The sequence below is a fragment of the Amycolatopsis acidiphila genome, assembly GCF_021391495.1.
Classification (GTDB): Bacteria; Actinomycetota; Actinomycetes; order Mycobacteriales; family Pseudonocardiaceae; genus Amycolatopsis_E; species Amycolatopsis_E acidiphila.
In genome coordinates, this window is record NZ_CP090063.1 from 5,223,615 (window position 1) to 5,249,391 (window position 25,777).

Consider the following 25,777-nt stretch of genomic DNA (forward strand, 5'->3'; position numbering starts at 1 on the left):
CGCCGGGTGAGCATCAGGCACCGCCCAGCACGGAGTCGAGCAGACCGGTCAGCCCGGAGGGGCCGGTGGCCGGGGCGGCGGACGACGACGGCGGCAACGGCAGCGGAACGGTCTCGGCGGGCGCCGGGTTGCCCACGCCCGGCAGCGCCACCGGGGGCTGCGCGGGGTTCAGGAACAGGTTCGTCAGCAGGCTGTCCAGGTTCAGGTCGAGCTTGACGTCGAGGTTGGTGTAGTCGCCCCGGATCGCCTGCCGCGACTGGCTGGTGAAGGGGAACGTGAGCAGGGTGTCCAGCGCGCGCGGCAACCGGTCGCCGGCCTCGGTCAGCTTCCGCAGGGTCGGTTGCAAGGACCGCAGATCGGCGACGAGATCGTCCTGCGAGCGGTGCAGTGTGTCCACCGCGACCCCGGACAACCCGTCGAGCGACTGGAGCATGCCGACCAGATCCCCGCGCTGGTCGGCGAGCACCCGCAGGCCCGGCTCGAGGTTGTCCAGCACGTTGGCCAGGTTGTCGTTCTGGCTGACCAACGTGGCTGAAAGCCGGTTCAGCCCGTCGATGGCCTTCGTGATGTCGCCACGCTGGGCCGCGAGGTCGCCGGTGAGCTTGTCGACGTTGGCCAGCAGTGCCCGGACATCGGTCTCCTTACCCGCCAGGGCGTCGTTCACCTCACGGCTGATCGTGCGTACCTGTTCGACGCCGCCACCGTTGAGCAGCATGGACAGCGCGCCGAGCACCTCCTCCACCTCGGGGTTGCGGTTGGTGCGCTCGAGCGGGATCACGGCGCCGTCGGCGAGGGTGGCCGGCTCCGGCGTCTGCGGGCTGCTCAGCGACACGTACTTCTCGCCGAGCAGGCTCGACTGCACGAGCATGGCACCGGCGTCCGCCGGCAACCGCACGTCTCCGTTGATCGCCACCGTGACCTCGGCCGTCCATCCGTCGGGCGCGAACCCGATGTTCTCGACCCGGCCGACCGGCACGTCGTTGACCTTGACCGCGGCCTGCGGAACGAGGTCGAGCACGTCGGCGAACCGGATCTTCAGCCGGTAGGGGTGGTCGCCGAGATCCGCGCCACCGGGCAGCGGCGCGTCGTAGAGTCCGCTGAAACCCCCGCTGCCGCACCCGGTCAGCGCCAGGCCGAGCGCCACCGCCAGGCATCCCGCCACCACTCGGCGTTTCATCGGCCGGCACCTCCTTGCTTGACGGGTGAGAGCAGCGGGAGCGGTGGGAGTTCGCCGCTTTGCAGGCCGCGCATCACCTCCGCCGCCGAAGGCAGCGGGACCGCGCCGTCGAGCACCGGCGCGAGCCGGTCGCAGGCAGCGGCGACAGCCTGTGGCAGGTGCGTCGGAGTCCCCCGGCGGACCAGGCCGCACAGGGTGACGATCGGCGGGGCGGACAGCTCGTTCAGGTTGGCCCGGATGTCCAGCGTGCCTGAGCTCGCGTTGTAGGCGTTGGCCAGGTTCCCGAGCGCGAGCGGGGCCACGTCGAGGGATTCGGCCAGCGCGCCGCGTTGGTCCACCAGCACCTGCGTCACCGACGCCAGCTTGTCCACATTGGACTTGATTCGGCCGCGGTTGTCCGCGATGAAGCCGCGGACCGAGTCCAGTGCGGTGGCCAGCCGGCCGAGCGCCTGCGTGAGATCCTGCCGTTCGCCGGCGAGGAAGGCGCTCACGTCGGTCAGCTGCCCGTTGAGGTCGCGCAGCTGTCCGTCGCTCGTCGCCAGGGTCTCGGTGAACTGGCGCAGGTTGTCGACGGTGCTGAAGAGATCGCCGCGGTTGCCGGACAGTGTCGCGGTGAGACCGGCCAGCTTGGTGATCGTGTCGTTGATCGCCGCGCCGTTGCCCGCGAGGTTTCGTGCCCCCACGTCGAGCAGCTGGTTGAGCGAGCCGTTCGCGTTGGCGCCCTGCGGCCCGAGCGCGGTGCTCACCTGGTCCAGGCTCCGGTACAGCTGGTCGACCTCGACGGGGGTGACGGTCCGCGCTTTCGGGATGACCGCGCCGTCGGCGATCTTCGGCCCCCCTTGGTACACCGGGGTCAGCTGCACGTACCGGTCGGCGACCAGGCTCGGTGGGACGACGACCGCACCGGCGTCCGCGGGCACGTCGACGTCCGCGTCGACGGTCATCTCCACCCGCACCTGTTCGCCCTCAGGGGTGACCGTGTCGATCGTCCCCACCGGGACGCCGAGGACGCGGACGTCACCGCCCGGGAAGACGCCGACGCCCTGGGAGAACAGCGCTGTCAGCCTCGTGCCGGCCGCCCGCGAGACGTACCACCAGCCACCGCCGGCGGCGACGAGCGCCACGACGAGTGCGACCGAGAGTCTGCGGGTGAGCTTGGTGGGAGTCCTCATCGACCGCCTCCGGCCTGGGGCCGGCAGCCACCAGGGTTGATGTTGAGCAGGTTGAGATCGAACGTCGGCGGCAGCAGGCCGCAGACGTACACGTCGAACCAGCGGCCGTTGCCGAGGGTGTTGGCGAACAGCCGGTAGAACGGGGCGAGCTGGTTCAGGCTCGCGCTCAGGTTGTCCTGGTTGCGCTGCAACAGCCCGGTCACCTGGTCCAGTTCGGACAGTGCGGGACCGAGCTGCTGCTGGTTGTCCGCCACCAGTCCGGCGAGCTGCACCGACAGTGCCTGCGCGCCTTGCAACAGCGAGCTGATCGCCGCCTTGCGGGCCTGGACCTCGTCGAGCAACAGGCTGCCGTCGGTGATGAGCCGCTGGATCTGCCCGCGCGAGTCGGCGAGGGTTCTGCTGAGTCTGCTGGTGTTCCCGAGCAGCTGGTGCAGCTGCTCGTCCCGGCTGGAGATCGTCGTCGACAGCGCGGAGAGGCTGTCCAGGGCCGGCCGGACCTGCTCGGGGGTACCGGAGAACTCCTGCGCGATGGTCTCGAAGCTCTGCGCCAGCTGCCGCGTGTCGATCTGGTCGACGGTGTCGGACAACCCGCTCAGCGCGTCGTTGACGTCGAAGGGCGACCTCGTCCTGGCGACCGGGATCGCCTGGCCGGGTTCGAGTGGCCGCTTCCCGGCGGACTCGAGCGCGATGTACTTCTGCCCCAGCAATGTCTTGATCTCGATGGACGCGCGGGTCTGGTCGCCGAGGAAGGCGTTCTTCGCCCGGAAGCTCACCAGGACGTGCCCGCCGTCGAGTTCGATCGCCTTGACCTGGCCGATCTTGACCCCGGCCATGCGGACCTCGTCGTCGGTCTTGAGACCGGCCGCCTCGGTGAACTCGGCGCGGTACAGGGTGCCGCCACCGATCAGGGGCAGGTCGTCGGAGAAGTAGGCTGCGACCGTCAGCAGGGCGATGACCACCACCCCGGCGATGCCGATCCGGACGGGATCGCGTTCTTCGAAGGCTTTCACGATGTGCACCTCGGCGGGGTCTGTGCCAGCGGCACCGGGATCACCGGGACGTTCACCCCGAGGGAGCTGATCCCGACGTTCCCGCTCGCGTCGCACAGGTAGAAGTTGAACCACGAGCCGTAGGAGGCGGTCGGGGTGATGGTCCGCACGGTGTCCGGCAGGTTGTTCAGGAACTGCTCGACGAGGCCCGAGTCGCGGTTGAGGTTGCCCGCGAGCACACCGAGCCCCGCGATGTCCTGTTTCAGCGGTTCCCGCGCGTCGTCGAGGAAGCCGGTCGTCGTCGCACTCAGGTCGGCCAGCGCGCCGATCGAGTCACCGATCGGCTTGCGGTCCTCGGCGAGCCCGGAGACCAGCTCCTGCAACGTCCCCACCAGTCCGGAGAGCTCGTCGCCGCGCCCGTTGACCGTGTCCAGCACGCGGTTGAGGTTGTCGATCACCTGGCCGATCGCCTCGTCCTTGCCGGCGATCGCCGTGGCCAGCTCGGTGGTGTGCCGCAGCAGCGAGCTGACCGTGCCGCCTTCACCCTGCAGCACCTGGATCAGCTCGTAGGACAGCTTGTTGACGTCGTCCGGCGACAAGGCCTGGAACAGCGGCTTGAACCCGTTGAACAACTGGGTCAGGTTCAGCGCGGGTTTCGTCTGCCGCAGGGGAATGGTGTCTCCCGGACGCAGGTCTCCGCCTGGCTCGCCCGGCTGCGGGACGAGCGAGATGTACCGCTGACCGACCAGGTTGCGGTACTTGACCACGGCCGTGATCGAGCGGGGCAGGGTGCGCCCGGCGTCGACGGAGAAGTCCACCCGGGCCGCGTTCTCGTTGTCACCGGCGATTTCGATGGCGTCGACCTGGCCGACCCGGACTCCGGAGACCCGGATGTCGTCGCCCACGTTCAACGACGTGACATCCGAGAACACCGCGTGGTAACCGGTGGACGGCTGGAAGGTGATGTTGGCGATCGTCATCGCCAGCAGCAGCGTGGACAGCACGGTGAACACCACGAAGAGGGACAGCTTCGTCACCGGCCCGGCGAGTGACTTCATCGGACGGTCACCTCCTGCCCGCGGTAGAGCGGTCCGAGCAGCACGCTGCTCCACTGGGGAACGTCCTTGGGCGCGACGCCCAGGGACGGGCCGGCCAGCGCCGCGACGAGCGCGCGTTCCGGCGCGGAGTTCGCCAGCGACGGTGCACCCGGGGCCTGGGTACCACCGGCAGCCGGCGGAGTCGAACCATCCCGCAGCGGGCCACCGGGCGGGTACTGCGGGAAGTTCCCGTTGGTGGCGGCCGGGTAGCACGCCGGGCCCCGCTTCTCGGTGTAGGCGGGCGTGTCCTTGCCCGGCACGTACTTGCCACGGCTCGCGGTGATCTCGATGGTGAGGTTCAGCGAATGGTTGTGGTTGGCACCGCCGCCCCAGATCTCGTCGAGCTTCGGCACCAGGTCGGACAGCTGGCCGAGCAGGCAGGGATACTCCGGCGCGTACTTCGCGAGCAGGTCCAATGTGGACCTGCTGGTGCCGGCCAGCCCGATCAGGTTGTCCCGGTTCGCCTCGAGGAAGCCACGCAGGTCGGCCGAGGTCGCGGACAGGCCGGTGAACAGGGCATGCAGGTTCTGTTGCTGGTCCACCAGGGTTTTGCTCGTCACGGTGAGGTCGGACAGGGTCTGCAGGAGGTCCGGGGCCGCGTCGCGGTACGCATCGGCCACGCCGGCGAGCTGCCGGATGTCCTCGGTGAGATCGGGCAACGCGGGGTTCAGCTCGCGCACGTAGTCGTCGAGGGTCGTCAGGGTCTGCCCGAGCTCCTTGCCGCGACCGCCGGACAGCGCCTGCGACACCGCTCCGAGCGTGCTCGACAGCTTCTCCGGCTGGACCGCCTGCAGCACCGGCATCAGGTTGTCCAGCACCCGGTTGAGCTCGATCGCGGCCGACGAGTGGTCCAGCCCGATGACGTCTCCCGCCTGGATGCGCCCGACGCCGGTCCGGGGCAGCACGAGACTGACGTACCGCTCGCCGAACAACGTCTTGGGCAGCAGGCGGGCCGTGACGTTCCGCGGGATCAGGCCGATCTTGCCGGGGTCGAGCGCCAGATGCAGCGTGGCGCCCTCGAACGAGGTGTCGATGCCGCGGACCTCGCCGACGATCACGCCACGCACCTTGACGTCCGCCTGCGGCGACAGCTGGTCGCCGAGCTTCTCCACCCGCAGGTCCACCGGCACCACGGGGGTGAACCGCTTCTGGTACAGGGCGATCGTCAGCCCGAAGAACAGCACGATCACGAGCAGGTACACCAGCCCCAGCACCCGGCGCGGCACCGCCGGCAGCCCGCCGCCTTCGGCGCTCATCCGGCGACCCGCACGGTCGTCGTGGTGCCCCAGATGGCGAGGCTGAGGAAGAAGTCCAGGACGACGACGGTCACGATCGCGGTTTTCACCCCCCGCCCGACCGCGACACCGACACCCGCCGGGCCGCCGCCCGCCGTGTAGCCGTAGTAGCAGTGGATCAGGATGATCACCACGGCGAAGACCAGCGTCTTCGCGAACGACCACAACACGTCTTCCGGCGGCAGGAAGAGGTTGAAGTAGTGGTCGTAGGTGCCCGCCGACTGGCCGTTGAAGGTGACGGTGATGAGCCGGGAGGCCACGTAGGACGCCAGCAGGCCGAGCGAGTACAGCGGCAGGATCGCCACGAACCCCGCGATGGTCCGGGTGGTGACCAGATAGGGCAGGCTGGGGATGCCCATCACCTCGAGGGCGTCGATCTCCTCGGCGATCCGCATCGCGCCGAGCTGTGCGGTGAACCCGGAGCCGACGGTCGCGGACAGCGCGATTCCGGCGACCAGCGGCGAGATCTCGCGTGTGTTGAAGTACGCGGAGACGAACCCGGTGAACGCCTCGGTGCCGATCTGGTTGAGCGCGGCGTATCCCTGCAGGCCGACAACGGTGCCGACGAACAGGTTGAGCGCGACCATCACGCCGATCGTGCCGCCGATCACCGCCAGCGCACCGCTGCCGAAGGAGACTTCGGACAGCAGCCTGACGATCTCCTTGCCATAGCGGCGGATCGTCCGCGGCACCCACATGAGCACGCGCAGGTGGAACCAGAGCTGGTTGCCGTAGTCGTCCAAACTGGACACCGGCTTGCGGGCGATCCGGACCGCGCTCTGCCTCGACCGTTCGAGCAGTGTCTCGGCCACGGTCATCCTCCCTTCGGCGGCACGATGTGCAGGTAGACGGTGGTCAGCACGAAGTTGACGAAGTACAGCAACAGGAAGGTGATCACCACGGCCTGGTTGACCGAGTCACCGACGCCTTTCGGGCCGCCCCGCGGGTTCAGCCCCCGGTAGGCGGCCACCACCCCGGCCACGAGACCGAAGATCAGGGCCTTGAGCTCGCTGATGTAGATGTCGGGCAGCTGGGCCAGCGCGTTGAAGCTCGACAGGTAGGCACCCGGGGTACCGCCCTGCAGGAACACGTTGAAGAAGTAGCCGCCCGCCACGCCGACGATGCTCACCAAACCGTTGAGCAGCACCGCGACGAACGCCATCGCGAGCACGCGCGGCACGATCAGCCGTTGCACCGGCGACACACCCAGCACCTTCATCGCGTCGATCTCTTCACGGATGGTGCGCGACCCGATGTCGGCGCACACCGCGGAACCGCCGGCCCCGGCGATGATCATGGCCGTCACGATCGGCGCGGCCTGCTGCACGGTCGCCAGCACACCGGCCGCGCCGGTGAACGACTGCGCGCCGAGCTGGCGGGTCAGCGAACCCAACTGCATGGCGATCACGGCGCCGAACGGGATCGACACCAGCGCGCTCGGCAGGAGCGAGACGCTGGCGACGAACCAGGCCTGCCCCAGGAACTCGCGCCATTGGAACGGGCGCCTCGGCGCCATCCGGGCCACGTCGAGACCGAGCGCGAACATCCGGCCGGTCTGGGCGAAGGCGCGGGAACCGGGAAACGAAAGCTGGCTCACGGATGCACCTGCGCCATCCGGGCGTGCCGTCCGTGCCAGCGCCGTTGTTCCTCGAGTGTGAGGGAGTTGATGATCCCTTCCCGCGCGGCGGGCGGCAGGGTGTCGAGGATCCGCATGACCCGCGCCTTGCGCCGGTGCACGCCCTCCCGCTCCGGCAAGCCGGGGGACGGCTGCATCTGCGGCGGGATGCCGACGACCTCCTCGACGCCACCGGCGTGGTGCCCCGCCTCGAACATCGCCCGCTCGGCGGCGATCGTCGCGGAGTCCTTCTCCTCGCTCATCCCGATCGGCCCGTCCATCCGGCCGTTGAGGAACTGCTTGACCACCGGCTCCTCGCTGGTCAGCAGCACCTCGCGCGGCCCGAACATGACCAGCTCCTTGCGGAAGAGCATGCCCAGGTTGTCCGGCACCGTGCGGGCCAGGTTGATGTTGTGCGTGACGATCAGGAACGTCGCGTCGATCTGCGCGTTCACGTCCAGGAACAACTGGGAGATGTAGGTCGTGCGCACCGGGTCCAGACCCGAGTCCGGCTCGTCGACCAGGATGATCTCCGGGTCCAGCACCAGCGCCCGCGCCAGGCCGGCCCGCTTGCGCATACCACCGGAGATCTCACCGGGCAGCTTCTTCTCCGCCCCCGCCAGACCGGTCATCTCCAACTTCTCGAAGACGATCCGGCGGATCTCCGACTCGGACTTCTTCGTGTGCTCGCGCAGCGGGAACGCGACGTTGTCGTACAGGTTCATCGAACCGAACAACGCGCCGTCCTGGAACAGCACCCCGAACAACTTCCGCGTCTCGTACAGCTTGTGCTCGCTGCAGCGGACGATGTCCACCCCGTTGATCACGCAGGTGCCACGGTCGGGCTTGAGCAGCCCGATCATCGACTTGAGGAACACGGACTTACCGGTTCCCGACGGACCGAGCATCACCGAAACCTCACCAGGAGGCAGGGTCAGCGTCACGTCCCGCCAGATGGTCTGCCTTCCGAACGACTTCGTCAGCCCTTCGATGACCACCTCAGCACCCATCAACACTCCTCGTCGAGTTCCGGTATGCGGGCACTCTGCCGGGTGCCCGCGCCCCGTTACGACGTCCGCGCGGGCCAACCGTGGCCCGCGCAGGCCAGCTTCCGGAGGAGTGACTGTCCAAAGTGGTGAAAGCGGCTTGGCGCGGACAACCGCCACGGCGCACGCCGAGGAGGTTTCGTACCGGTCCGCGGGGCCCTGGGCCCCTGGTTCGTCGCCGGGTCGCCGAGGTGGCTAGCCGGGTTCCGTGGAGTCCTCGAGCAGGCCGTAGGAACCGGCGAGACCGGCTGCCTCGACCCGGTTGGCCGCGCCGATCTTGTTCAGCAGCGAGGCCACCATCCGCTTGGCGGTGCGCTCGGAGACCAGCATCCGGTTCGCGATGTCATTGGTTTCCAGGCCGCGGGCGAGCAGCGTCCACAACCGCAGGTCCTGGGAACCCAGCCCGCTCAGCAACGACTCCGGCGGCTTCTTGGTCGTGGTCAGCAGCAGGTCGAGCAGTTCCCCTTCGAGTACCCGGAAACCGGCCGCGACCGTCAGCAGCGGCGCGACGAGGACCTCGGGATCGGCCGACTTCGTCAGATAGCCGTCCGCACCGGCGCGCAAGGCCTGCTCCGCCAGGTCGAGATCATCCGAACCGGACAGTGCGAGCACGCGGGTGCCGGGAAACCGGCGCTTGATCTGGCGGATCGCCGCCGCACCACCGAGCGGCGGCATCGCGAGGTCCACGATGGCCAGCTCGGCGCCGCAGGATTCCACCAGCCCCGGCGCCTCCTCCACGTGGGTCGTCAGCCCGGCCACCTCGAACCGGTCCCCCGCCTGGGTGGACAGCAGCAGCGCGAGGCCCCTGGCGAACAGTTCGTGGTCGTCCACGATCACGGTCACGAGTCGCCGGTCGTTCACCGTCCTAGTATTACAGCCCATGACGGCAACGGAGGCCGACCTCGGCGCGACCCCGGTCGCACGGGTGATGGTCGGGGTACGAGTCGTCGTGGTGCTGTCGATCGCGGTGCTGCTGATCGGCGGCGACGCCGCGATCCGCCGGCACCTCGTCCCGGTGGCCGTCGTGCTGGTGCTGGCCTGCGGCTACGCGTTCGCGGTCGCCGCCCACCCCCGGTGGGAGCTGCGGGGCCGGCGCACCGCCTGGCTGGTGACCGCGGCGGACGCCACCCTCGCCCTCCTCGCGGTCGCGTTGTCCGGCGCCGCCGCGAGCCCCGCCGTGGCCATCCTGCTGCTGGTCGTCACCGCGGCGGCCATCCGGCTGCCGCTGCGCCCGACCGTGTTGCTCGCGGTGACGCTCGGCGTCGCCTACCTGGCCATCGCCCTGCTCGTCGATCCCGGGTCGGTCCCACTCGGTGAGCGGGTGCGGCAGGGCACGTGGTGGGCCGGCTACCTGGTGCTGACCGGGGTGCTCGGGGCGAGCCTGTCCCGGCTGGTCGAGCGAGAGCGCGAGGCGGGGATCGCCGCCCGGGTCGAGGCGATGGCCGAGCACGCCGCGGCCGAGGAGGAGCGGGACCTGCGGCAGCGGCTGCTGGAGTCCTACCAGTCGCAGCAGGACGGGCTCGCGGTGCTGCTGCACGAGTTCCGCACGCCGGTGGCGTCGCTGCGGGCGCTCGCGCGCGGCCTGGCGAACCCGCAGAGCCCGATCAGGTTCGCCGACCGGGCGGCCAGCACCCGGCTGGTCGCCGAGCACGCGAACCACCTCTCCGACATGCTCGACGCGCTCGCCGACGTCGCTGCGAGCCGCCGTCCCAGCTTCAGCACGGGCCGCGTCCGCGCCGTCGAGCTGCGCGCCCTGCTGCTGGCATCGGCCGACGCCGCGGGCCTGCGCCCGCCCCGGCTGCGCCTGCGGCTCGACGACGAGGAGCAGACGGTCACCCTCGACTCCCAACGGCTGCGGCGCGTGCTCACGAACCTGCTGGAGAACGCCGCGCGACACGGCGAAGGCCATCCCGTCGACATCGAGGCGGGGGTGCACGACAACCGCCTGCACGTGCGGATACTCGACCGGGGCCCCGGCATCGACCCCGCGGACCTCGACAGGCTCACCGGCAAGTACACCGGCACCGGGCCGAACCGCGGTACCGCGGGCCTCGGCCTGTGGATCGTCGAGCAGATCGTGCAGGCGCTCGGCGGGCGGCTGGACTTCTCCCAGCGCGCCGGCGGCGGGCTGATCGCCCGGTTCGACGTGCCGGTCGGCTGAACGGGCCCGCGAACTGGCACGCCGGGGCCAGAACTGGCGCGCACGGACCCCGCGCGGACCGGCCCTCGTCGGTGATCCTGGGTGCTCCCGCGTTCCGCGCGGACACCGAAGTTCCCGTCATGCAGGGAGTGCACCATGTCCATCACCCGCAGCATCGAGCACGGAAACCGCACCGGATTCGGCAGCCTGTCCCAGGGCGGCCTGCGGCTCGACTCGTTCCCCATGAAGCTGTTCCGCAAGGGCAACAAGAAGTTCTGGAACCCCGACGACATCGACCTCAGCCAGGACGCGGCCGACTTCGCCGCGCTGAGCGCCGACGAGCAACGGATGACCTGTGTGCTCGCCGCGAACTTCATGGCCGGCGAGGAGTCGGTGACCCAGGACCTGCAGCCGTTCATGAACGCGATGGCGGCCGAGGGCCGGCTCGGCGACGAGACCTACCTGACCCAGTTCACCTTCGAAGAGGGCAAGCACATGCAGGCCTTCCGGATGTGGTTCGACGCCGTCGGCGTGACCGAGGACCTGCACGCGTTCACCGAGAACGGCGACTCCTACCGCCGGATCTTCATGGAGGAGCTGCCGCAGTCGCTCTACGCGCTGGCCGCCGACCCGTCCCCGGCGGCGCAGATCCGCGCGTCGGTGACCTACAACCATGTCGTGGAAGGCTGTCTCGCGCTCACCGGCTACTTCGCCTGGGCGAAGATCTGCCACAGCCGCGGCATCCTGCCCGGCATGCAGCAGATCATCCGATACATCGGTGACGACGAGCGCCGCCACATGGCCTGGGGCACCTTCACCTGCCGCCGCCACGTGGCCGCCGACGACACCAACTGGCAGGTCGTCTCCGACCGCATGCAGGAGCTGCTCGAACCGGCGGTCGGGCTCATCACCGAGATGCTCGCACCCTTCGGCGAGAACGCGCCGTTCGGGGTGAGCGTGCGGGACATGACCGAGTACGCCCTGGACAAGGTCGGCCGCCGGCTGCAGTCCATCGAAAGCGCCCGCGGCCGCGCGGTCGAGGAGATCGACGAGGACTACTCGCCGATGAACCTCGAGGACAAGTTCGCCGAAGAGGACCGGGCGCAGACGGAGGCCGTGGCGGGAGCGGCCGGGTGACCGCGCCGCTGCGGGTCGACCTGCTGCTGATCGGCGCCGGACCGGTCGGTCTGTTCGGCGCCTACTACGCGGGCTTCCGCGGGCTGCGGGTCGCGGTGATGGACTCGCTGCCGCAGGTCGGCGGCCAGGTCAGCGCGCTGTACCCGCAGAAGAACATCTACGACGTCGCCGGGTTCCCGCAGGTCAAGGGCCAGGACCTGGTCGAAAGCCTGGTGCGCCAGGCAGCCCCGTTCGGCCCGCGGTACCTGCTCGGTCAGCAGGCGGAACGGCTGGAACACCGCGCCGGCTCGGTCGTCGTGACCAGCAGCGCGGGCCTGGTCGTCGAGGCGGGCGCCGTGGTGATCACCGCCGGCGTCGGGTCGGCCAGCCCGCGGCCGCTGCCCTGCGGCGAGCGCCACCTCGGCCGCGGCCTGCACTACTTCGTGCCGGATCTGGACACCTTCGACGGCCGCGACGTGGTCGTGGTCGGCGGTGGCGACTCCGCGGTGGACTGGGCGCTGGCCGCGGTGGAGCGGGCGAACAGCGTCCGGCTGGTCCACCGGCGGCGGGCCTTCCGCGCACACGAGCACTCGGTGGCCCGGCTGCACGCCTCGACCTGTGAGCTCGTGCTCGACGCGCAGGTCACCGGGCTGCACGGCGAAGACCGGGTGACCGCGGTGGAGCTCGACACGGGCGCCGTGGTGCCCGCCGACGTCGTGGTCGCCGCGCTCGGTTTCAAGCTCCAGCTCGGCCCCATCGCGTCGTGGGGTCTTGCCCTGCGGGACCGCTCGATCCTGGTCGACGCGGCGATGGCCACCAGCCTCCCCCAGGTATACGCGGCCGGCGACATCGCGACCCACGACGGCAAGGTCAAGCTGATCGCCGTGGGCTTCGGCGAGGTCGCGACCGCCGTCAACAACGCGGCCGCCGTGCTGCAGCCGGAAGTCGGCCTGGCGCCCGGGCACTCGTCCGACGCACCGCCGGCCTTGCTCGAACGGGTCTGAAGAAGGAGAAGAGATGGCATTCGTGATCGGTGAACCCTGCGTCGACGAGATGGACAAGTCCTGCGTCGAGGAATGCCCGGTCGACTGCATCTACGAGGGCGAACGGATGATGTACATCCACCCGGCCGAGTGCATCGACTGCGGGGCCTGCGAAGTGGTCTGCCCGGTCGAGGCGATCCGTCCCGCACAGCGGCTCGACGAGCGGTGGCTGCCGTTCCAGGAGAGCAGCCGGAGCGTGTTCGCCGAGCTCGGCTCGCCCGGCGGTTCTCCCAAGGTGGACGGGAAGCTCACCGACCCGCCGTTCGTCGCCGACCTCGTCAAGGAGGCGTGATGACGGGCCCGGTGCTCACCGAGGCCGAGGCGCGCGCGGTCCGGCGCGGGGTGCCCGATCCGGGCATCCCGCTCGCCCGCGCCGCCGCCCCGACCGTCGTGCTGTTCTTCGGCTCGCTGGCGCTGTGGGTGTTCGCCACGTGGCTGGTGCTGGGCACCGGGACCACGCCGTGGCTGACGATCCCGTTGCACGCCACCGTCACCTTCACCATGTTCACCGTGCTGCACGAGGCCACCCACCACGCGGCGGGCCGGTGGACCTGGGTCAACGAGCTGTTCGGCCGGCTGTCGCTGCCGTTCGTGGCGAGTTACGTGAGCTTCGGCGCGATCCGCTACATCCACATCGAGCACCACCGCAACACCAACGAGGACATCGGCACCGACCCTGACGCCTGGACCAGCCACGGCCCCTGGTGGCAGCTCCCCTACCGCTGGCTGACCATCGACGCCTGGTACGTGCGGTTCTACGTGCCGCGGATGCGCCGGCGGCCCCGGCTCGAGGTCGGCGAGACCACCGTCATGGTCGCGCTGAGCCTGGCCGTCGCGGCCGGCGCGATCGCCACCGGCCACCTGTGGCAGCTCGCGGTGATCTACCTGATCCCGCAACGCATCGGGCTCGCCGTGCTCGCCTGGTGGTTCGACTGGCTGCCGCACCACGGGCTGCCGGAAACCGCCGCGCGGAACCGGTTCCGCGCCACCCGGATACGGGTCGGTGCGGAATGGCTGCTGACCCCGGTGATGCTGTACCAGAACTACCACCTGGTGCACCACCTGCACCCGGCGATCCCGTTCTACCGCTACGTGCGGGCGTGGCGGCGGAACCAGGAGGCCTACCTCGACCGCGAGGTGCCGATCCGGACCGCGTGGGGCCGCGAGCTGACCGCGTCGGAGTACCGGGCGTGGCGGTGGCTCACCGACTCCTTCGCCGGGAAACCCGTCGCCGCACCGAGGTTTCACCAGCTGGTGGTTTCCGAGGTACGCCCGTTGACCGCCGACAGCGTGTCCATCACCTTCGATGTCCCGGCCGAGCTGCGCGAGGAGTTCCGGTTCCTGCCCGGCCAGCATCTCACCCTGCGCCGGTTCGCCGACGGCGCCGAGGTGCGCCGCACGTACTCGATCTGCGCGTCCGCGCGGTCGGATCTGCTTCGCATCGCGGTGAAGCGGATCGGCGATTTCTCCCGTCATCTCACCGACGAGCTCGAAGCCGGTGACGTGCTGGAGGTGCTGCCCCCGGCCGGCCGGTTCACGCTGGCGCCGGTTGCGGGCAACGCGAAACACTACGTCGGCGTTGTCGCCGGCAGCGGGATCACCCCGGTGATCTCGATGCTCAGCACCGCGCTCGCGGTGGAGGAGGACAGCCGGTTCACGCTGCTCTACGGCAACCGGAGCGTCGCGTCCACGATGTTCGCCGACGAGCTGGCGATGCTGGCCCGCCAGTTCGAGGGGCGCTTGCGGATCATCCATTTCCACACCGGCGAGCGCGGGGAGTTCCGGCCCGGGTCGGGCTTCGAGGAACAGGTCCACGGCCGGATCGGCACCGGGCGGCTGGCCACGTTCCTGGGCGGTGTCGACGCCTGGTACCTGTGCGGGCCCCAAGCGCTGGTCGACGACACCCGCGCGTTCCTGCACCGGCACCGGGCCGGAGCTGTCCACTTCGAACTGTTCCGCACCGAGCCCGGCGAGACCACAGTGGACGGTGTCGCGGCGACGATCACCGCCACCGTGAACGGGCGGCTGGTCACGGCCGAGAGCACCGGCCGGGAGTCGGCGCTCGAGTCGCTGCTGTCCGCCGGCGTCGACGCGCCCTACGCCTGCATGGGCGGCGCCTGCGGCACCTGCCGGGCGAAGGTGGTGCGGGGTACCGGCGAGATGGAGCTCAACTACGCGCTCGACCCCGGCGAAGTCGCCGCGGGCTACGTGCTCACCTGCCAGACCAGGCCGACCAGTACCAGGTTCGACCTCGACTACGACGCTTGAGATGGGACATGACCATGAGCTATGACTACGACGTCGTGGTGATCGGCTCCGGTTTCGGTGGCTCGGTCACGGCGCTGCGCCTGACCGAGAAGGGCTACCGCGTCGGCGTGCTGGAAGCCGGCCGCCGCTTCGACGAATCCAGTTATCCCAGGACATCGTGGGACCTGCGGAACTTCCTGTGGGCTCCCCGGCTCGGCTGTTTCGGCCTGCAGCGCATCGCCTTGCTGCGCGATGTCGTCGTGCTCGCCGCGGCCGGTGTCGGCGGCGGCTCGCTCCTCTACGCCAACACCCTCTACGAGCCCGCCTCCGATGCCTTCTATCTCGATCCCCAGTGGCGCGACATCACCGACTGGCGTGCGGAGCTCGCCCCGCACTACGACCAGGCGAAGCGCATGCTGGGGGTGGTGACCAACCCGCTGCACACCCCCGCCGACACGGTCATCCGGCAGGTCGCCCACGACATGGGCGTCGGGCACACCTTCCGGCCGACCCCGGTCGGGGTGTTCTTCGGTCCCCCCGGCACCGAACCGGGCACGGACGTGGCCGACCCGTTCTTCGGCGGAGCCGGGCCCACCCGGCGCACCTGCGTGGGCTGCGGCTCGTGCATGACCGGCTGCCGGCACAACGCGAAGAACACACTCCCCAAGAACTACCTGCACCTGGCCGAATCCCACGGCGCCGAGGTGCACCCGATGACGACGGTGACCGAGGTGCGGCCACGGCCCTGCGGCGGGTACACCGTGCGCACGGTACGCACCGGCAAGCCACGCCGCCCTGCCCACGAGCGGGTCTTCACGGCGGAGCAGGTGGTCTTCGCCGCAGGTACCTACCACACGCAGAAGCTCCTGCACCGGTTGCGCGACGAAGGGGTCCTGCCGGAGATCTCCGGCAGGCTGGGCGAGCTGACCCGGACCAACTCCGAAGCCATCCTCAGCGCCAAGTCCCGCTTGCCCAAGGCGGATTTCAGCACCGGGATCGCCATCACGTCGTCCTTCCATCCGGACGAGAACACCCACGTCGAGCCCGTGCGCTACGGCAAGGGCAGCAACGCGATGGCGCTGATGCAGACCGCGCTCACCGACGGCGGCGGGCGCGTGCCCCGCTGGCTGCGCTGGCTCAAGGAGATGACCGCCAACCCACGGCACCTGAGCTGGCACGTCTGGCCGCGCCGCTGGTCGGAGAAGTCGATCATCCTGCTGGTGATGCAGTCGCTGGACAACTCCATCACCGTGTCCGGCCGCAAGGGACTCTTCGGCCGGCACAAGCTCACCTCGAAGCAGGGCCACGGCCGCCCCAACCCGAGCTGGATCCCCGCCGCGAACGAAGCGACGAGGCGCACCGCGGAGAAGATCGACGGGATCGCGGGCGGCACGATCGGCGAAATCGCGAACATCCCGCTCACCGCGCACTTCATCGGCGGCTGCCCTATCGGGAACTCCCCCGAGGACGGTGTGCTCGACGCGTGGCAGCGCCTCTACGGTCACCCCGGCCTGCACGTGATCGACGGTTCCGCCGTCTCGGCGAACCTCGGCGTGAACCCGTCGCTCACCATCACCGCGCAGGCCGAGCGGGCGATGTCGTTCTGGCCCAACAAAGGACAGCCCGACCTCCGGCCGCCGCTCGGGGAGCGCTACCGGCCACTGCCCGCCGTCGCGCCGGCGAACCCCGCGGTCCCCGCCGGCGCGCCTGGCGCCCTGCGCCTGACCGGACGCTCATGACGTCTCCACCGGGGTCCGGGTGGCGCGTTCCTTGATCGGCAGCATGAGCAGGAGGCCGATCAGGGGCCCGGCGCTGAGGGTCAGGAACGCGGCCAGGAACGAGTTCGTCGCCTGGAAGACGGCACCGACAGCGAGCGGGACGAGCACGCTGCCGAGCTGCCAGAAGGCGTTGCAGGCTCCGGCCGCGGTCCCGACGAGGCGGCTTTCCACCAGCTGTGGGGTCATCGCGACGATCAGCGGCAGGTAACAGTAGGCGGCGAGGCCGAGCACGGGCGCGACGACGAAGAACCCGGTGACGTTGCCGAGACTGCCGAAAACGATCAGCGTGACGACGAACAGGGCCAGGATGACGATCGAAGGCACCTTGCGGGCCCCGCCGAACCTGTCCGCGATCAATCCGACCAGGGGTTTGCCGATCACCGCGGTCGCGGCGAAGACCGCGACGATGGCGCCCGCTGTTTTCGGTGACACACCGTGCCCCTTGATCATCAAGGTGTTGGACCAGGTGATGAAGCCGTAGGTGCCCCAGAACCCGCCGAAACCGGCCAGCGCGAGCAGGACCAGATCGCGGTTGCGGACCAGTGCGGCCAGCGTCGACCCGCGGCGTGCGGGGCTCGCGTGCTCGCCGGTCACCGGGCCCGGTCGCACGACCAGGAAGAGGACCACGCCGACCACGATCGAGATCAGGCCGAAGAGGTGGTAGGAGGTGTGCCAGCCGGACTTCTCGATCAGGCTCGGCACGACGGCGTTCGCGATCACGGTGCCCAGCGAGGTGGCGGCGGTGAAAACGCCCATGACCAGGCCGAGCTGGTCGGGGCGGAACCAGCTCGCCAGCAGCTTCACGCCCGCGGAGTAGTCGGCCCCGGCGAACAGCCCGACGACCGCCTGCACGGCGATCCCGATCGCGGCGGAGGTGGTCGCGCCGAACACCATCATGAAAGCGCCCGCCCCGACCAGCGAGATGGTCAGGGTGTAGCGGCTGCCGAACCGGTCCGACGCGAACCCGCCGAGCGCGTTCGAGAGCACGTAGCCGATGTAGTACGCGGTCGCGAACGCTCCCAGGCTCGCCAGCGGCACGGCGAGTGCCTTCCCGACGAAGACCGAGGCCGGCCCCCAGGTCGAGCGGTCCACCGAGGTCATGGTGAACGAGAGCCAACACAGCGTCAGCACCACCCAGCGATAACGGGAGGCGGTACCGGAGACCGTGCCAGTGCCCTGCGCGATGCTCATCTTTGAGCCTTTCGATCCGTGGTGGGATGGTCGTCAGAGATCCAGGACCAGCCGGGGGGAACGGCTGCGGCCGACGCAGATCATCATCGTGGCGCCGCGCTCCCGGTCGGCCTCGGTGAGAATCGTGTCGCGATGCTCGGGGTCTCCGGCGAGCACCTTGGTCTCGCAGGTGCCGCAGAAACCTTCCTCGCAGGAGGAAAGGATGTCCGGGCGGGCGTCGCGGACCACGTCGAGAATGCTGCGGTCGCCGGGTACTTCGAGCACCTCGCCGGTGCGGGCGAGCTCCACTTCGAACGCATCGCCGTCCGCGCGTGGTTGCGCGTCCGGGGCCGCGGTGAACCGCTCGAGGTGCAGATCCTGTTCCGGGAACAGCTTTCCGGCGCAATCCTGGACCGCGGCGATGAGCCCCGGCGGGCCGCAGACATACACGGCCGTCCGCGGCACGAGATCCGCCAGGATCCGCTCCAGCGGCAGCCGGCCCGCCTCGTCCTCGGGATAGAACTCCACCCGGCCCCGGCTCAGCGCGGCGAGCTCCCCGGTGAAGGCCATCGAAGCGGCGCTACGTCCGCCGTAGCACAACAGCCACGGTGCCGGGCCGGCCGCGAGACGCCGGGCCATGCTCAGGATCGGGGTGATCCCGATGCCGCCCGCCAGCAGCACGTACCCGGGGGCGTCGACCAGCCGGAAATGGTTGCGCGGTCCGCGTATCGTCAGCTCGCGTCCCACCAGGCCGGTGTCGTGGACCTCGGCCGAACCACCCCGGCCGCCGGTCTCCCGCAGCACGGCGACCGTGTAGCTGTAGCGGTCGTCCGCGTGGCCGCACAGTGAGTACTGACGGACCGCGCCGGACGGCAGCACGAGATCCACGTGGGCGCCCGGCTCCCAGGCGGGCAGCTCCCGGCCGTCCGGATCGGACAGGGTCAGCGAGACCACGCCGTCGGCCTCCCGCCGGGCCTGGGTGACCAGGACGCGGCGGGCTTCGTCGGCGCTCACCGGGCGCCCGCCAGTGCTTCCCGGTCGCCGCCGCGGAGCACGTCGATGAAGGCGCGCGCGGTGCTCATCTCCCGGAGCACGAGCACGGTGTCGACCGACTCCCGCACCACGACCGCGGCCCGGCGGGCCGCGTCGGTGTGCCAGCCGAGGGCGGGATCGACGATGACGGCGCCGATCAGCCTGCCCTCCATCCGCGCCGCGTCACACACCGCCACGACCAGCTCGGTGTCCACAACGGACAGATCGCACGTCAGCAGCACCACCATGTCGGCGGTGTGCACGGCCGGCCCCGGCTCGCCGTCCTCCGGCCCGAAGACCCGCACGCCCTCAAGGCCGACGGCGTCCCTGGTGGACTCGTCGTCCAACGGGACGAGCAGAACCGTTGCCTCGTACGAACTTCTCGGCCACGCCCAGGAAGCCATGAATCGTGGTCCTTTCTCAGATGGAGACGAACTCTTCGCCCGGCTTGGCGACGAGTGCTTCCTGCGCGCCTTCCTGGAAGGGCGTCCCCTTGGGCAGCAGGACGGAGGTGGAGCGGACGCGGTGATGCTCGGGAGCCAGGCCGGGGACCGGGCCGCCGCCGCGCGCGGTCTCCGCCGCGGCGAGCAGGCGCCGGCGGGCGAGGATGATCGCGGCGTCGCTGGTGCCGAGCCTTTCCTTGGTGCGGTCCACGATCGGGCCCATGCTCTCCTGGAGCGAGAAGTCCTGCGCGGCGATGCCCTCGACCCCGCTGAACGACCTCTTGTCGCGCTGCGCCTGCCGGTCGATCAGGTAGTCGTTGCCCGCGTTGGCCAGCGTCCGGTAGGTGCCCGGGATGTACTTCGCGTGGATCCCCTCGCCCCGCACCATCGAGGCGACCTCGTCCTCGCGCAGGTCACGGGTCGGGTGGTAGTTGATGCTCCAGGCCCAGCAGGTCTCGTCGTCGATCGGCACCCAGGCGTGCGCGCCCAGCGGGTTGTGCGTGCCGAACGGCGGGATGATCGTGTACCAGGGCATGATCCACTGCGTGACCCGCCAGTAGTAGCGCTCCTCGTCCACCGTGCGGCGCGCGCCGATCAGCAGGCCGCCGTCGGACTCGCTCACCTCGAACTTGGGACGGGTGTCGTTCTTGAGGTACACGAGCCCTTCGGTACCGGCGTGCATCGGGTCGTCGTCCATGTTGAACCGGTGCGCGAAGGAAACGTGACTGGAGTCGATGCCACCTTCCATGGCCTGCAGGAAGTTGGTCTCCTGCAATCGTTTCGAGACGAACCGCTGGGAACCGGGCAGCATCGCCCATTCCAGTTCGGGCGGCGCGGGCTTGAGCTCGGCGGGCCCCATGTACGTCCAGACGACCCCGCCCCGCTCGACGCACGGGTACGCCGGATGCTTGATCCGCTCCCGGAACCGGCTGCCCACGGGCTCGGAGGGCATGTCGACGCAGTTGCCCTCGATGTCGTACTTCCAGCCGTGATAGGCGCAGCGCAGCCCGCATTCCTCGTTCCGCGCGAAGAACAGGGACGCGGTGCGGTGGCTGCACATCTCGTCCAGCAGCCCCACCCGGCCCTTGGTGTCGCGGAACGCGATCAGCCGTTCGCCGAGCAGCTGCACGCGGACCGGCGGGCAGTCGGGTTCGGGAATCTCCTCGGCCAGCAGAGCCGGAATCCAGTAGCGGCGCAGCAGGTCGCCCATCTCGGTGCCGGGTCCGGTGCGAACGAGACGTTCGTTCTGCTCTTGCGTCAACACTTGGTTCTGTCCTTTCTGGAGGGTTTCAGGCCCGGACGGTGCCGGGACACACGACGACGTGCGGGGTGCTCGGGCCGGTGCCGGCCGCGAGCCGGGCGAGCATGTCGCCCACCTCGGCCAGGCCGATCTCGGCGGTGGGCACGTGGTCAAGACCGGATTTCCCGGAGGCCAGCAGTTCGATGGCCCGGGTGATCCACCGTGGGGAACGGCCGCGGACCGCGCGGAAGGTGAGCATGCGCCGGGTGAGCAAGCCGGTGTCGACGGCCGCTGTCGCGGGTTCTTTCGGCGAGGTGAGCACGAGCCGGCCCCGGAACCCGAGCAGGGTCAGCGACCAGCGGATCGTGTCCGGATCGGACGCGCCCGCGTCGAGCACGACATCGGCGGAGTGCCCGCCGAGCGCGGCCCGGATCGCCGACACGGGTCCGGCACCGCCGGAGAGGACGACGGTCTCGCAGCCGAGGTTCGCCGCGAGCTCGAGCCGCTTCCCGTCGCTGGGACGGCCGCACACCACGACCGCCGCCGCCCCGGCCTGCTTCGCCGCCGCCGCGGCGGCCAGGCCGTGATATCCCGGCCCCAGCACGACCACCCGCTCACCCGCGACCAATGCCGCGGCTTCGAGCAGCCAGTCCAGCGCGTTCGCCAGCGGCAGGGTCCAGGCCGCCAGGGACCACGGCAGTTCGGGCGGGAGCTTGTGCACCACCGCGTTCGCCGGCAGGTACAGGTACTCGGCGTTGCCGCCGGACAAGCCGGGCTCCACACTCGCGGGAACGGTGCCGATCCGGCGTCCCCCGCTCCACAGGTCGGTCGCCGGGCACAGCCGGTACCAGCCGCTCGCGCAGGTTTCGCAGTGCCCGCAAGGCAAGTACTCCTCGACCACGACGTGGTCGCCGGGCACCAGACCCCACCGGCGTTGCGCGAGCGGGCCGGCGGTCGCGAGTTCGCCGACCACGTGATGCCCCAGCACCGTCGGCTCGGGCAGACCGTCGGCGCACAGCCGCACGTCCGTGCCGCAGATGCCGGAAGCCGTCACCCGGAGCCATCCCGCGTCCGCCGGGGCTTCGCGCATCGGAAACCGGCGCAGCTCGGCGGTTCCGTCGGGCAGGGCAAGGCTGGCCCACGCGGAGTCCGGCACCAGGGCAGTCATCGCACCTTCTCTCCTGCTTGATTTGATTATCACTCTATGATAATTTACTATCACTCACTGATACTAAGACCGTACGAGGTCGGTCCAGCAAAGGTCAAGAGGTGACTTGTGTCCGAGGCCAAGCAGGCGCGGGTAGGGGCGGACAGCGCGCGACGGGTCCTCGAGCTGTTGTTCGCGTTCAGCGAGGACCGGCCGGTCGCGTCGGTCAGAGAACTGGCCGACCGCACCGAGGTGCCCTTGCCGTCCGCCCATCGCTATGTCGCACTGCTCCGGGAACTCGGTCTGGTCGCCGAAGGTGAACGGGGCCGCTACCACCTGACCCCCAGGGTGGCCGCGCTCGGCCGCGCCGCGCAGGCCGCCGCGAGCTTGATCGACCTCGCCGAGCCGTTCATGCGGGAACTCGCCCACGAGATCGGCGAAACCGTGCTGCTGGCACAGCTGGTGGACGGCAGACCGGTGTGCGTGCACCGGGTCGAAGCCAATCGCCGTTTGCGCCTCTCCTTCGAACCGGGGCAGGACCTGCCCCCGGTGCGCGGCGCCAGCGTGAAGGTGCTGGTGGGCTCCATGGCCGAGGCCGACCGCTTCGCCTACATCGACCGCTGGCTCTCCGGCGGCGCGGACGCCGAGCGCCAGCGGGCCGAATTCGTCGACGAAGTCACCCAGGCGGCGACCCGCGGCTGGTCGACCAGCAGCCATGAGATCGACGACGGCGTCTGGGCGGCCGCTTCGCTCATCACCGAAGGCGAAAAACCGGTGGCCGCGTTATCCGCCGCCTGCGCGGACTTCCGCCTCGACGACGACCACCGGAAGTACATTGTGGACCAGGTGCGGGCCACCGCCGAGCGCATCAGCCGAGCGGTCCGCGGCTGACGGGCCGCCACCGCGAGGCAGTTCAGCCGCTGGTCCGCCCGGCCGGGTTCATACCTGTGCAAGGCAGCAACCTCCGTCAACGGGCGAGGCAGAACATGAACGCTGGAAACGGCTCCGAGCAGTCCGGGACCGTGGCCCGCCTCCACGGCGGCCCACCCTGGACAACCGGCAACGTGCGGAGCGGGACGGGACTGTGCCGAGCGGCGGCCGGCGCCCACCGGATTCCGGGAAGGACCGCAGGCCCGATCATCGGATTCCCGCGCAGAACCCTTTCCAGTTTTTTGCAAACCGGACAGAAGGGCATGGAAACCTAGAAACGAATAGAAACGTGTTGCACTGGTGTAAAGCTTTGCCTGTGGCCCCCTTCTACCATCTTGACGGTCCTCAGCGAAGGGCCAACCATAAACCTTTCTAGTCGCCCTTCGCGGAGTCGACGGGGCCAGCAGGAAGGACGAAGACAGTGCATTCACTTCTAGTCTTGCCAACCCAGTTCACCGATCAAGTATCCGAGTCGTCCTATGTGGAGGACGTGTTCTACGCGCTCGCGACGGTGTGCCTGCTGCTCGTCGTCGGAGCGGTGGGCTTGATCGATGCCGGCCTGGTACGGCGCAAGAACATGCTCGACACCTGGGTGCAGAAGATCGTGTGCGCGCTGCTCGCGGGCGGCGCGCTCGCCATCGTCGGCTACGCGATCTGGGAAATCCAGTACTACCAGGCCCTGGGCGTACCGGACGCGATCGGCCAGGCGCTCTCCGACTGGTGGCTCTTCGGGCCGGACGTCACCACGTTCTCCCAGAACCTGGATCCGGCCGTGTCACCGCAGGCCGACGTCTTCCAGGTGTTCCTCGCGTTCTTCATGGCCTACGGTGCCGTGGCCGGAGCGCTGTTGCATTCGGCCGGGCTGGAGCGGGTGAAAGCGGCGCCCATGTACGTCATCTCCGCGATCGCCGGCGGGATCGTCGTCCCCGTCATGCTCTACCTGACCTGGGGCTCGGCGAGCCCGCTGACGAACCGGGGTGTGCACGACTACATCGGGACGTACTCGCTCTACATCGTCGTCGGTGTGTGGGCGCTCATCCTCGCCTGGCGGGCGGGGCCCCGGCTCGGCGCGTTCGAGCCTCATCCGGGGACCGGCGGCCCGGTGCCGCACAATCTCGGGTGGAGCGCCTTCGGGGTCATCCTGCTGATGTTCGCGGCGCCGTTCGCGTTCCTCGGCTGCGGGTTCATCGTGCCCGGCTCCGGCTACTTCGGTATTTCGATGACCACCAGCGGTTTCGGCATCGCCGCGATCAACATCTTCATGTCCTACGTCGGCGGTGGGCTCGGCGGAGCGATCATCGCCTACCGGACCCGGAACCCCATCATGGCGCTGATCGGGGTGGCCGCCGGCTACATCGGTTCCGGCACGTCGCTCGACGTCGGGAAGCCGTGGGAGATCCTGCTCGTCTCGTTCGTCGCGTCCTTTGTGGTCTGGGGAACCTACCGGCTGCTGCACCGGTTCCGGATCGACGACAAGAAGATCGTTCCCCTCGCGCTCGGCGGCGGGATCTACTCGGCGCTGGCCGGCGGCATCGTGGGCTGGGGCGACAAGACGGGCGGTTACTTCGGGCTGACCGGCGAGTACGCCCCACAGCACGCGACGATCAACCCGGGCTGGCAGGCGCTCGGCGTCCTCGTCACCGTGGTGATCGCCGGAGTGACCGGACTGATCGTGATCTTCGCGCTGGAGAAGACGATCGGCCTTCGGGTGTCCGCCAAGGACGAGCTCCGCGGGCTCGACGAGGCGTACTGGAGCGCGCCGCCGCCGCCCTACGCCGACGGGCCGGGCTCGTCCGAGCCCGGATCCGGTAACGGCACGATCGCCGAGAGGCTGACCACCGTCGAAAGCTGACAGAAGGGAGTGGCCGGTGTCTTACGGCACCGGCCACTCCCTTCTGTCACCGGTAGGCGGACTGTCCGGTGAGTGCCTGCCCCACGACCAGGGTGTGCACCTCGTTCGTACCCTCGTAGGTGAGCACGGACTCGAGGTTGTTCGCATGCCTCAGCGGCGAGTACTCGAGCGAGATCCCGCTACCGCCCAGAATGGTCCGGCACTCGCGCGCGATCGCGATCGCTTCCCGGACGTTGTTCAGCTTGCCGACACTGACCTGTTCCGGCCGGAGCAGGTGATCGTCCTTCAACCGGCCGAGGTGCAGCGCCAGCAGCATCGACGTGTTGAGCGAAACGGCCATGTCCGCCAGCTTCTTCTGGGTCAGCTGGAACGCGCTGATCGGCTTGTCGAACTGGATCCGGGAGTCGGCGTAGGCCAGCGCCGCTTGCAGGCTGTCCCGTGCCGCGCCCACCGCGCCGAACAGGATGCCGAACCGGGCTTCGTTGAGACAGGCCAGCGGCCCGCCCAGACCCCGGGCTCCCGGAAGCTGCGCGGAGGCGGGCAGCCGCACGTTGTCGAAACTGAGCTCGGACGTGACCGACGCCCGCAGGGACAGCTTGCGCTTGATGTTGCCGGTGGTGAATCCCGGCGTGCCCCGGGGCACCAGGAATCCCCGGATCCCCTCGTCGGTCTGCGCCCACACCGTGGCGACGTCGGCGATACCGCCGTTGGTGATCCACATCTTCGAGCCGTTGAGGATCCAGTCACCGCCGTCGCGGACCGCGCGGGTCCGCATCCCGGCCGGGTTCGAACCGAAGTCGGGCTCGGTCAGCCCGAAGCACCCGATGGCCTCACCGGCGGCCAGCCGGGGCAGCCACTCCAGCTTCTGTTCCTCCGAGCCCCACTTCCAGATGGAGAACATCGACAGCGAGCCCTGCACGGAGACGAAGCTGCGGAGTCCGGAGTCGACGGCTTCCAGTTCCAGGCACGCCAGCCCGTAGCTGACCGCACTCGCGCCGACGCAGCCGTAGCCCGTGAGATGCATGCCGAGCAGACCCATCTTGCCCAGCTCCGGCACCAGCTCGCGGGCGAAGTGCGCGTCCTCGAACCACTCCCCGATGTACGGGCGTACCCGGTCGTCCAGGAACGACCGGACGACGGTCTGGATGTCCCGCTCCTCCTCGCTCAGCAGCGAGGACACGTTCAGCAGGTCCAGCGGATCCTTCATCAGGCTCATGACTTTCTCCAACAGTGTGCTTGGTCCGGAGT

General features: G+C 69.6%; 23 protein-coding genes. 8 read left to right on the plus strand and 15 right to left on the minus strand.

Annotated features, from left to right (window positions below; genetic code table 11):
- Positions 1 to 13: 13 nt before the first annotated feature.
- From LWP59_RS25605 to LWP59_RS25645, 9 genes are all read right to left on the minus strand, one after another.
- Positions 14 to 1,177 carry an MCE family protein gene (locus tag LWP59_RS25605; RefSeq protein WP_144633696.1) on the minus strand — a complete coding sequence of 388 codons (1,164 nt, stop codon included), beginning with the start codon at positions 1,175 to 1,177 and terminating at the stop codon, positions 14 to 16.
- Complete coding sequence (locus LWP59_RS25610; RefSeq protein WP_144633694.1) at positions 1,174 to 2,349, minus strand: MCE family protein; 1,176 nt, start codon at positions 2,347 to 2,349, stop codon at positions 1,174 to 1,176. Before LWP59_RS25610 ends, LWP59_RS25605 begins: the two co-directional genes overlap by 4 nt.
- The gene (locus tag LWP59_RS25615; protein ID WP_144633692.1) at positions 2,346 to 3,359 is read right to left on the minus strand and encodes an MCE family protein; all 1,014 of its coding nucleotides are present in this window, start codon (positions 3,357 to 3,359) and stop codon (positions 2,346 to 2,348) included. The genes LWP59_RS25610 and LWP59_RS25615 overlap by 4 nt, the downstream gene beginning before the upstream one ends.
- Positions 3,356 to 4,396: an MCE family protein gene (locus LWP59_RS25620; RefSeq protein WP_144633690.1), complete on the minus strand. Its 1,041-nt coding sequence runs from the start codon at positions 4,394 to 4,396 to the stop codon at positions 3,356 to 3,358. The genes LWP59_RS25615 and LWP59_RS25620 overlap by 4 nt, the downstream gene beginning before the upstream one ends.
- Positions 4,393 to 5,691: an MCE family protein gene (locus tag LWP59_RS25625; RefSeq protein ID WP_144633689.1), complete on the minus strand. Its 1,299-nt coding sequence runs from the start codon at positions 5,689 to 5,691 to the stop codon at positions 4,393 to 4,395. The genes LWP59_RS25620 and LWP59_RS25625 overlap by 4 nt, the downstream gene beginning before the upstream one ends.
- Positions 5,688 to 6,548 (minus strand): MlaE family ABC transporter permease, encoded by an 861-nt coding sequence (locus LWP59_RS25630; RefSeq protein WP_186383055.1) that lies wholly within the window; start codon positions 6,546 to 6,548, stop codon positions 5,688 to 5,690. The genes LWP59_RS25625 and LWP59_RS25630 overlap by 4 nt, the downstream gene beginning before the upstream one ends.
- Complete coding sequence (locus LWP59_RS25635) at positions 6,545 to 7,276, minus strand: MlaE family ABC transporter permease (protein ID WP_229858519.1); 732 nt, start codon at positions 7,274 to 7,276, stop codon at positions 6,545 to 6,547. Before LWP59_RS25635 ends, LWP59_RS25630 begins: the two co-directional genes overlap by 4 nt.
- Positions 7,277 to 7,323: 47 nt before the next feature.
- Positions 7,324 to 8,355 (minus strand): ABC transporter ATP-binding protein, encoded by a 1,032-nt coding sequence (locus tag LWP59_RS25640; RefSeq protein ID WP_144633683.1) that lies wholly within the window; start codon positions 8,353 to 8,355, stop codon positions 7,324 to 7,326.
- 231 nt (positions 8,356 to 8,586) lie between these two features.
- A complete protein-coding gene (locus LWP59_RS25645) occupies positions 8,587 to 9,252 on the minus strand; it encodes a response regulator transcription factor (protein WP_144633680.1) in 666 nt (221 codons plus the stop codon).
- Between the two features lie 19 nt (positions 9,253 to 9,271).
- On the opposite strand from LWP59_RS25645, the gene LWP59_RS25650 reads away from it, so the two are divergent.
- The 6 genes from LWP59_RS25650 to LWP59_RS25675 all read left to right on the plus strand — a co-directional run bounded on the left by LWP59_RS25650 (position 9,272) and on the right by LWP59_RS25675 (position 16,676).
- Positions 9,272 to 10,552, plus strand: a complete 1,281-nt coding sequence (locus tag LWP59_RS25650; protein WP_229858194.1) for a sensor histidine kinase — start codon at positions 9,272 to 9,274, stop codon at positions 10,550 to 10,552.
- A gap of 135 nt (positions 10,553 to 10,687) precedes the next feature.
- The gene (locus LWP59_RS25655; RefSeq protein ID WP_144633677.1) at positions 10,688 to 11,668 is read left to right on the plus strand and encodes a R2-like ligand-binding oxidase; all 981 of its coding nucleotides are present in this window, start codon (positions 10,688 to 10,690) and stop codon (positions 11,666 to 11,668) included.
- The gene (locus LWP59_RS25660) at positions 11,665 to 12,651 is read left to right on the plus strand and encodes an NAD(P)/FAD-dependent oxidoreductase (protein ID WP_144633674.1); all 987 of its coding nucleotides are present in this window, start codon (positions 11,665 to 11,667) and stop codon (positions 12,649 to 12,651) included. Before LWP59_RS25655 ends, LWP59_RS25660 begins: the two co-directional genes overlap by 4 nt.
- A 13-nt stretch (positions 12,652 to 12,664) precedes the next feature.
- Positions 12,665 to 12,982, plus strand: coding sequence for a ferredoxin (fdxA, locus tag LWP59_RS25665; RefSeq protein WP_144633671.1), 318 nt, complete (start codon positions 12,665 to 12,667; stop codon positions 12,980 to 12,982).
- On the plus strand, positions 12,982 to 14,958 hold the full coding sequence (locus LWP59_RS25670) for a fatty acid desaturase (protein WP_229858197.1): 1,977 nt from the start codon (positions 12,982 to 12,984) through the stop codon (positions 14,956 to 14,958). The genes fdxA and LWP59_RS25670 overlap by 1 nt, the downstream gene beginning before the upstream one ends.
- Positions 14,959 to 14,966: 8 nt before the next feature.
- Positions 14,967 to 16,676, plus strand: coding sequence for a GMC oxidoreductase (locus LWP59_RS25675; protein WP_144633668.1), 1,710 nt, complete (start codon positions 14,967 to 14,969; stop codon positions 16,674 to 16,676).
- Here LWP59_RS25675 and LWP59_RS25680 read toward each other — a convergent pair.
- From LWP59_RS25680 to LWP59_RS25700, 5 genes are read right to left on the minus strand one after another with little or no spacing between them, the layout of a single operon-like run.
- Entirely contained in the window at positions 16,671 to 17,906 is a 1,236-nt protein-coding gene (locus tag LWP59_RS25680) for an MFS transporter (protein WP_229858200.1), read from the minus strand. The two genes, LWP59_RS25675 and LWP59_RS25680, sit on opposite strands and share 6 nt — an antisense overlap.
- A gap of 33 nt (positions 17,907 to 17,939) precedes the next feature.
- Complete coding sequence (locus tag LWP59_RS25685; protein WP_144633665.1) at positions 17,940 to 18,899, minus strand: PDR/VanB family oxidoreductase; 960 nt, start codon at positions 18,897 to 18,899, stop codon at positions 17,940 to 17,942.
- Entirely contained in the window at positions 18,896 to 19,321 is a 426-nt protein-coding gene (locus LWP59_RS25690) for a hypothetical protein (RefSeq protein ID WP_144633662.1), read from the minus strand. The genes LWP59_RS25685 and LWP59_RS25690 overlap by 4 nt, the downstream gene beginning before the upstream one ends.
- A 16-nt stretch (positions 19,322 to 19,337) precedes the next feature.
- Positions 19,338 to 20,624: a Rieske 2Fe-2S domain-containing protein gene (locus LWP59_RS25695; protein ID WP_144633659.1), complete on the minus strand. Its 1,287-nt coding sequence runs from the start codon at positions 20,622 to 20,624 to the stop codon at positions 19,338 to 19,340.
- A 25-nt stretch (positions 20,625 to 20,649) separates the two neighbouring features.
- On the minus strand, positions 20,650 to 21,768 hold the full coding sequence (locus LWP59_RS25700) for a zinc-dependent alcohol dehydrogenase (protein ID WP_144633656.1): 1,119 nt from the start codon (positions 21,766 to 21,768) through the stop codon (positions 20,650 to 20,652).
- A gap of 108 nt (positions 21,769 to 21,876) precedes the next feature.
- On the opposite strand from LWP59_RS25700, the gene LWP59_RS25705 reads away from it, so the two are divergent.
- The gene (locus LWP59_RS25705) at positions 21,877 to 22,638 is read left to right on the plus strand and encodes an IclR family transcriptional regulator (RefSeq protein ID WP_144633653.1); all 762 of its coding nucleotides are present in this window, start codon (positions 21,877 to 21,879) and stop codon (positions 22,636 to 22,638) included.
- A 478-nt stretch (positions 22,639 to 23,116) separates the two neighbouring features.
- Positions 23,117 to 24,529: an ammonium transporter gene (locus LWP59_RS25710; RefSeq protein ID WP_186383054.1), complete on the plus strand. Its 1,413-nt coding sequence runs from the start codon at positions 23,117 to 23,119 to the stop codon at positions 24,527 to 24,529.
- Positions 24,530 to 24,575: 46 nt separating this feature from the next.
- Here LWP59_RS25710 and LWP59_RS25715 read toward each other — a convergent pair whose 3' ends face one another.
- A complete protein-coding gene (locus tag LWP59_RS25715) occupies positions 24,576 to 25,745 on the minus strand; it encodes an acyl-CoA dehydrogenase family protein (RefSeq protein WP_222425426.1) in 1,170 nt (389 codons plus the stop codon).
- Positions 25,746 to 25,777: the final 32 nt, after the last annotated feature.

Coding starts and splice junctions, on each gene's coding strand:
- LWP59_RS25605 (WP_144633696.1), bottom strand. CDS start 1,177: ATGAAACGCCGAGTGGTGGCGGGATGCCTGGCGGTGGCGCTCGGCCTG.
- LWP59_RS25610 (WP_144633694.1), bottom strand. CDS start 2,349: ATGAGGACTCCCACCAAGCTCACCCGCAGACTCTCGGTCGCACTCGTC.
- LWP59_RS25620 (WP_144633690.1), bottom strand. CDS start 4,396: ATGAAGTCACTCGCCGGGCCGGTGACGAAGCTGTCCCTCTTCGTGGTG.
- LWP59_RS25625 (WP_144633689.1), bottom strand. CDS start 5,691: ATGAGCGCCGAAGGCGGCGGGCTGCCGGCGGTGCCGCGCCGGGTGCTG.
- LWP59_RS25630 (WP_186383055.1), bottom strand. CDS start 6,548: ATGACCGTGGCCGAGACACTGCTCGAACGGTCGAGGCAGAGCGCGGTC.
- LWP59_RS25635 (WP_229858519.1), bottom strand. CDS start 7,276: ATGTTCGCGCTCGGTCTCGACGTGGCCCGGATGGCGCCGAGGCGCCCG.
- LWP59_RS25640 (WP_144633683.1), bottom strand. CDS start 8,355: ATGGGTGCTGAGGTGGTCATCGAAGGGCTGACGAAGTCGTTCGGAAGG.
- LWP59_RS25650 (WP_229858194.1), top strand. CDS start 9,272: ATGACGGCAACGGAGGCCGACCTCGGCGCGACCCCGGTCGCACGGGTG.
- LWP59_RS25655 (WP_144633677.1), top strand. CDS start 10,688: ATGTCCATCACCCGCAGCATCGAGCACGGAAACCGCACCGGATTCGGC.
- fdxA (WP_144633671.1), top strand. CDS start 12,665: ATGGCATTCGTGATCGGTGAACCCTGCGTCGACGAGATGGACAAGTCC.
- LWP59_RS25670 (WP_229858197.1), top strand. CDS start 12,982: ATGACGGGCCCGGTGCTCACCGAGGCCGAGGCGCGCGCGGTCCGGCGC.
- LWP59_RS25675 (WP_144633668.1), top strand. CDS start 14,967: ATGACCATGAGCTATGACTACGACGTCGTGGTGATCGGCTCCGGTTTC.
- LWP59_RS25680 (WP_229858200.1), bottom strand. CDS start 17,906: ATGAGCATCGCGCAGGGCACTGGCACGGTCTCCGGTACCGCCTCCCGT.
- LWP59_RS25690 (WP_144633662.1), bottom strand. CDS start 19,321: ATGGCTTCCTGGGCGTGGCCGAGAAGTTCGTACGAGGCAACGGTTCTG.
- LWP59_RS25700 (WP_144633656.1), bottom strand. CDS start 21,768: ATGACTGCCCTGGTGCCGGACTCCGCGTGGGCCAGCCTTGCCCTGCCC.
- LWP59_RS25715 (WP_222425426.1), bottom strand. CDS start 25,745: ATGAGCCTGATGAAGGATCCGCTGGACCTGCTGAACGTGTCCTCGCTG.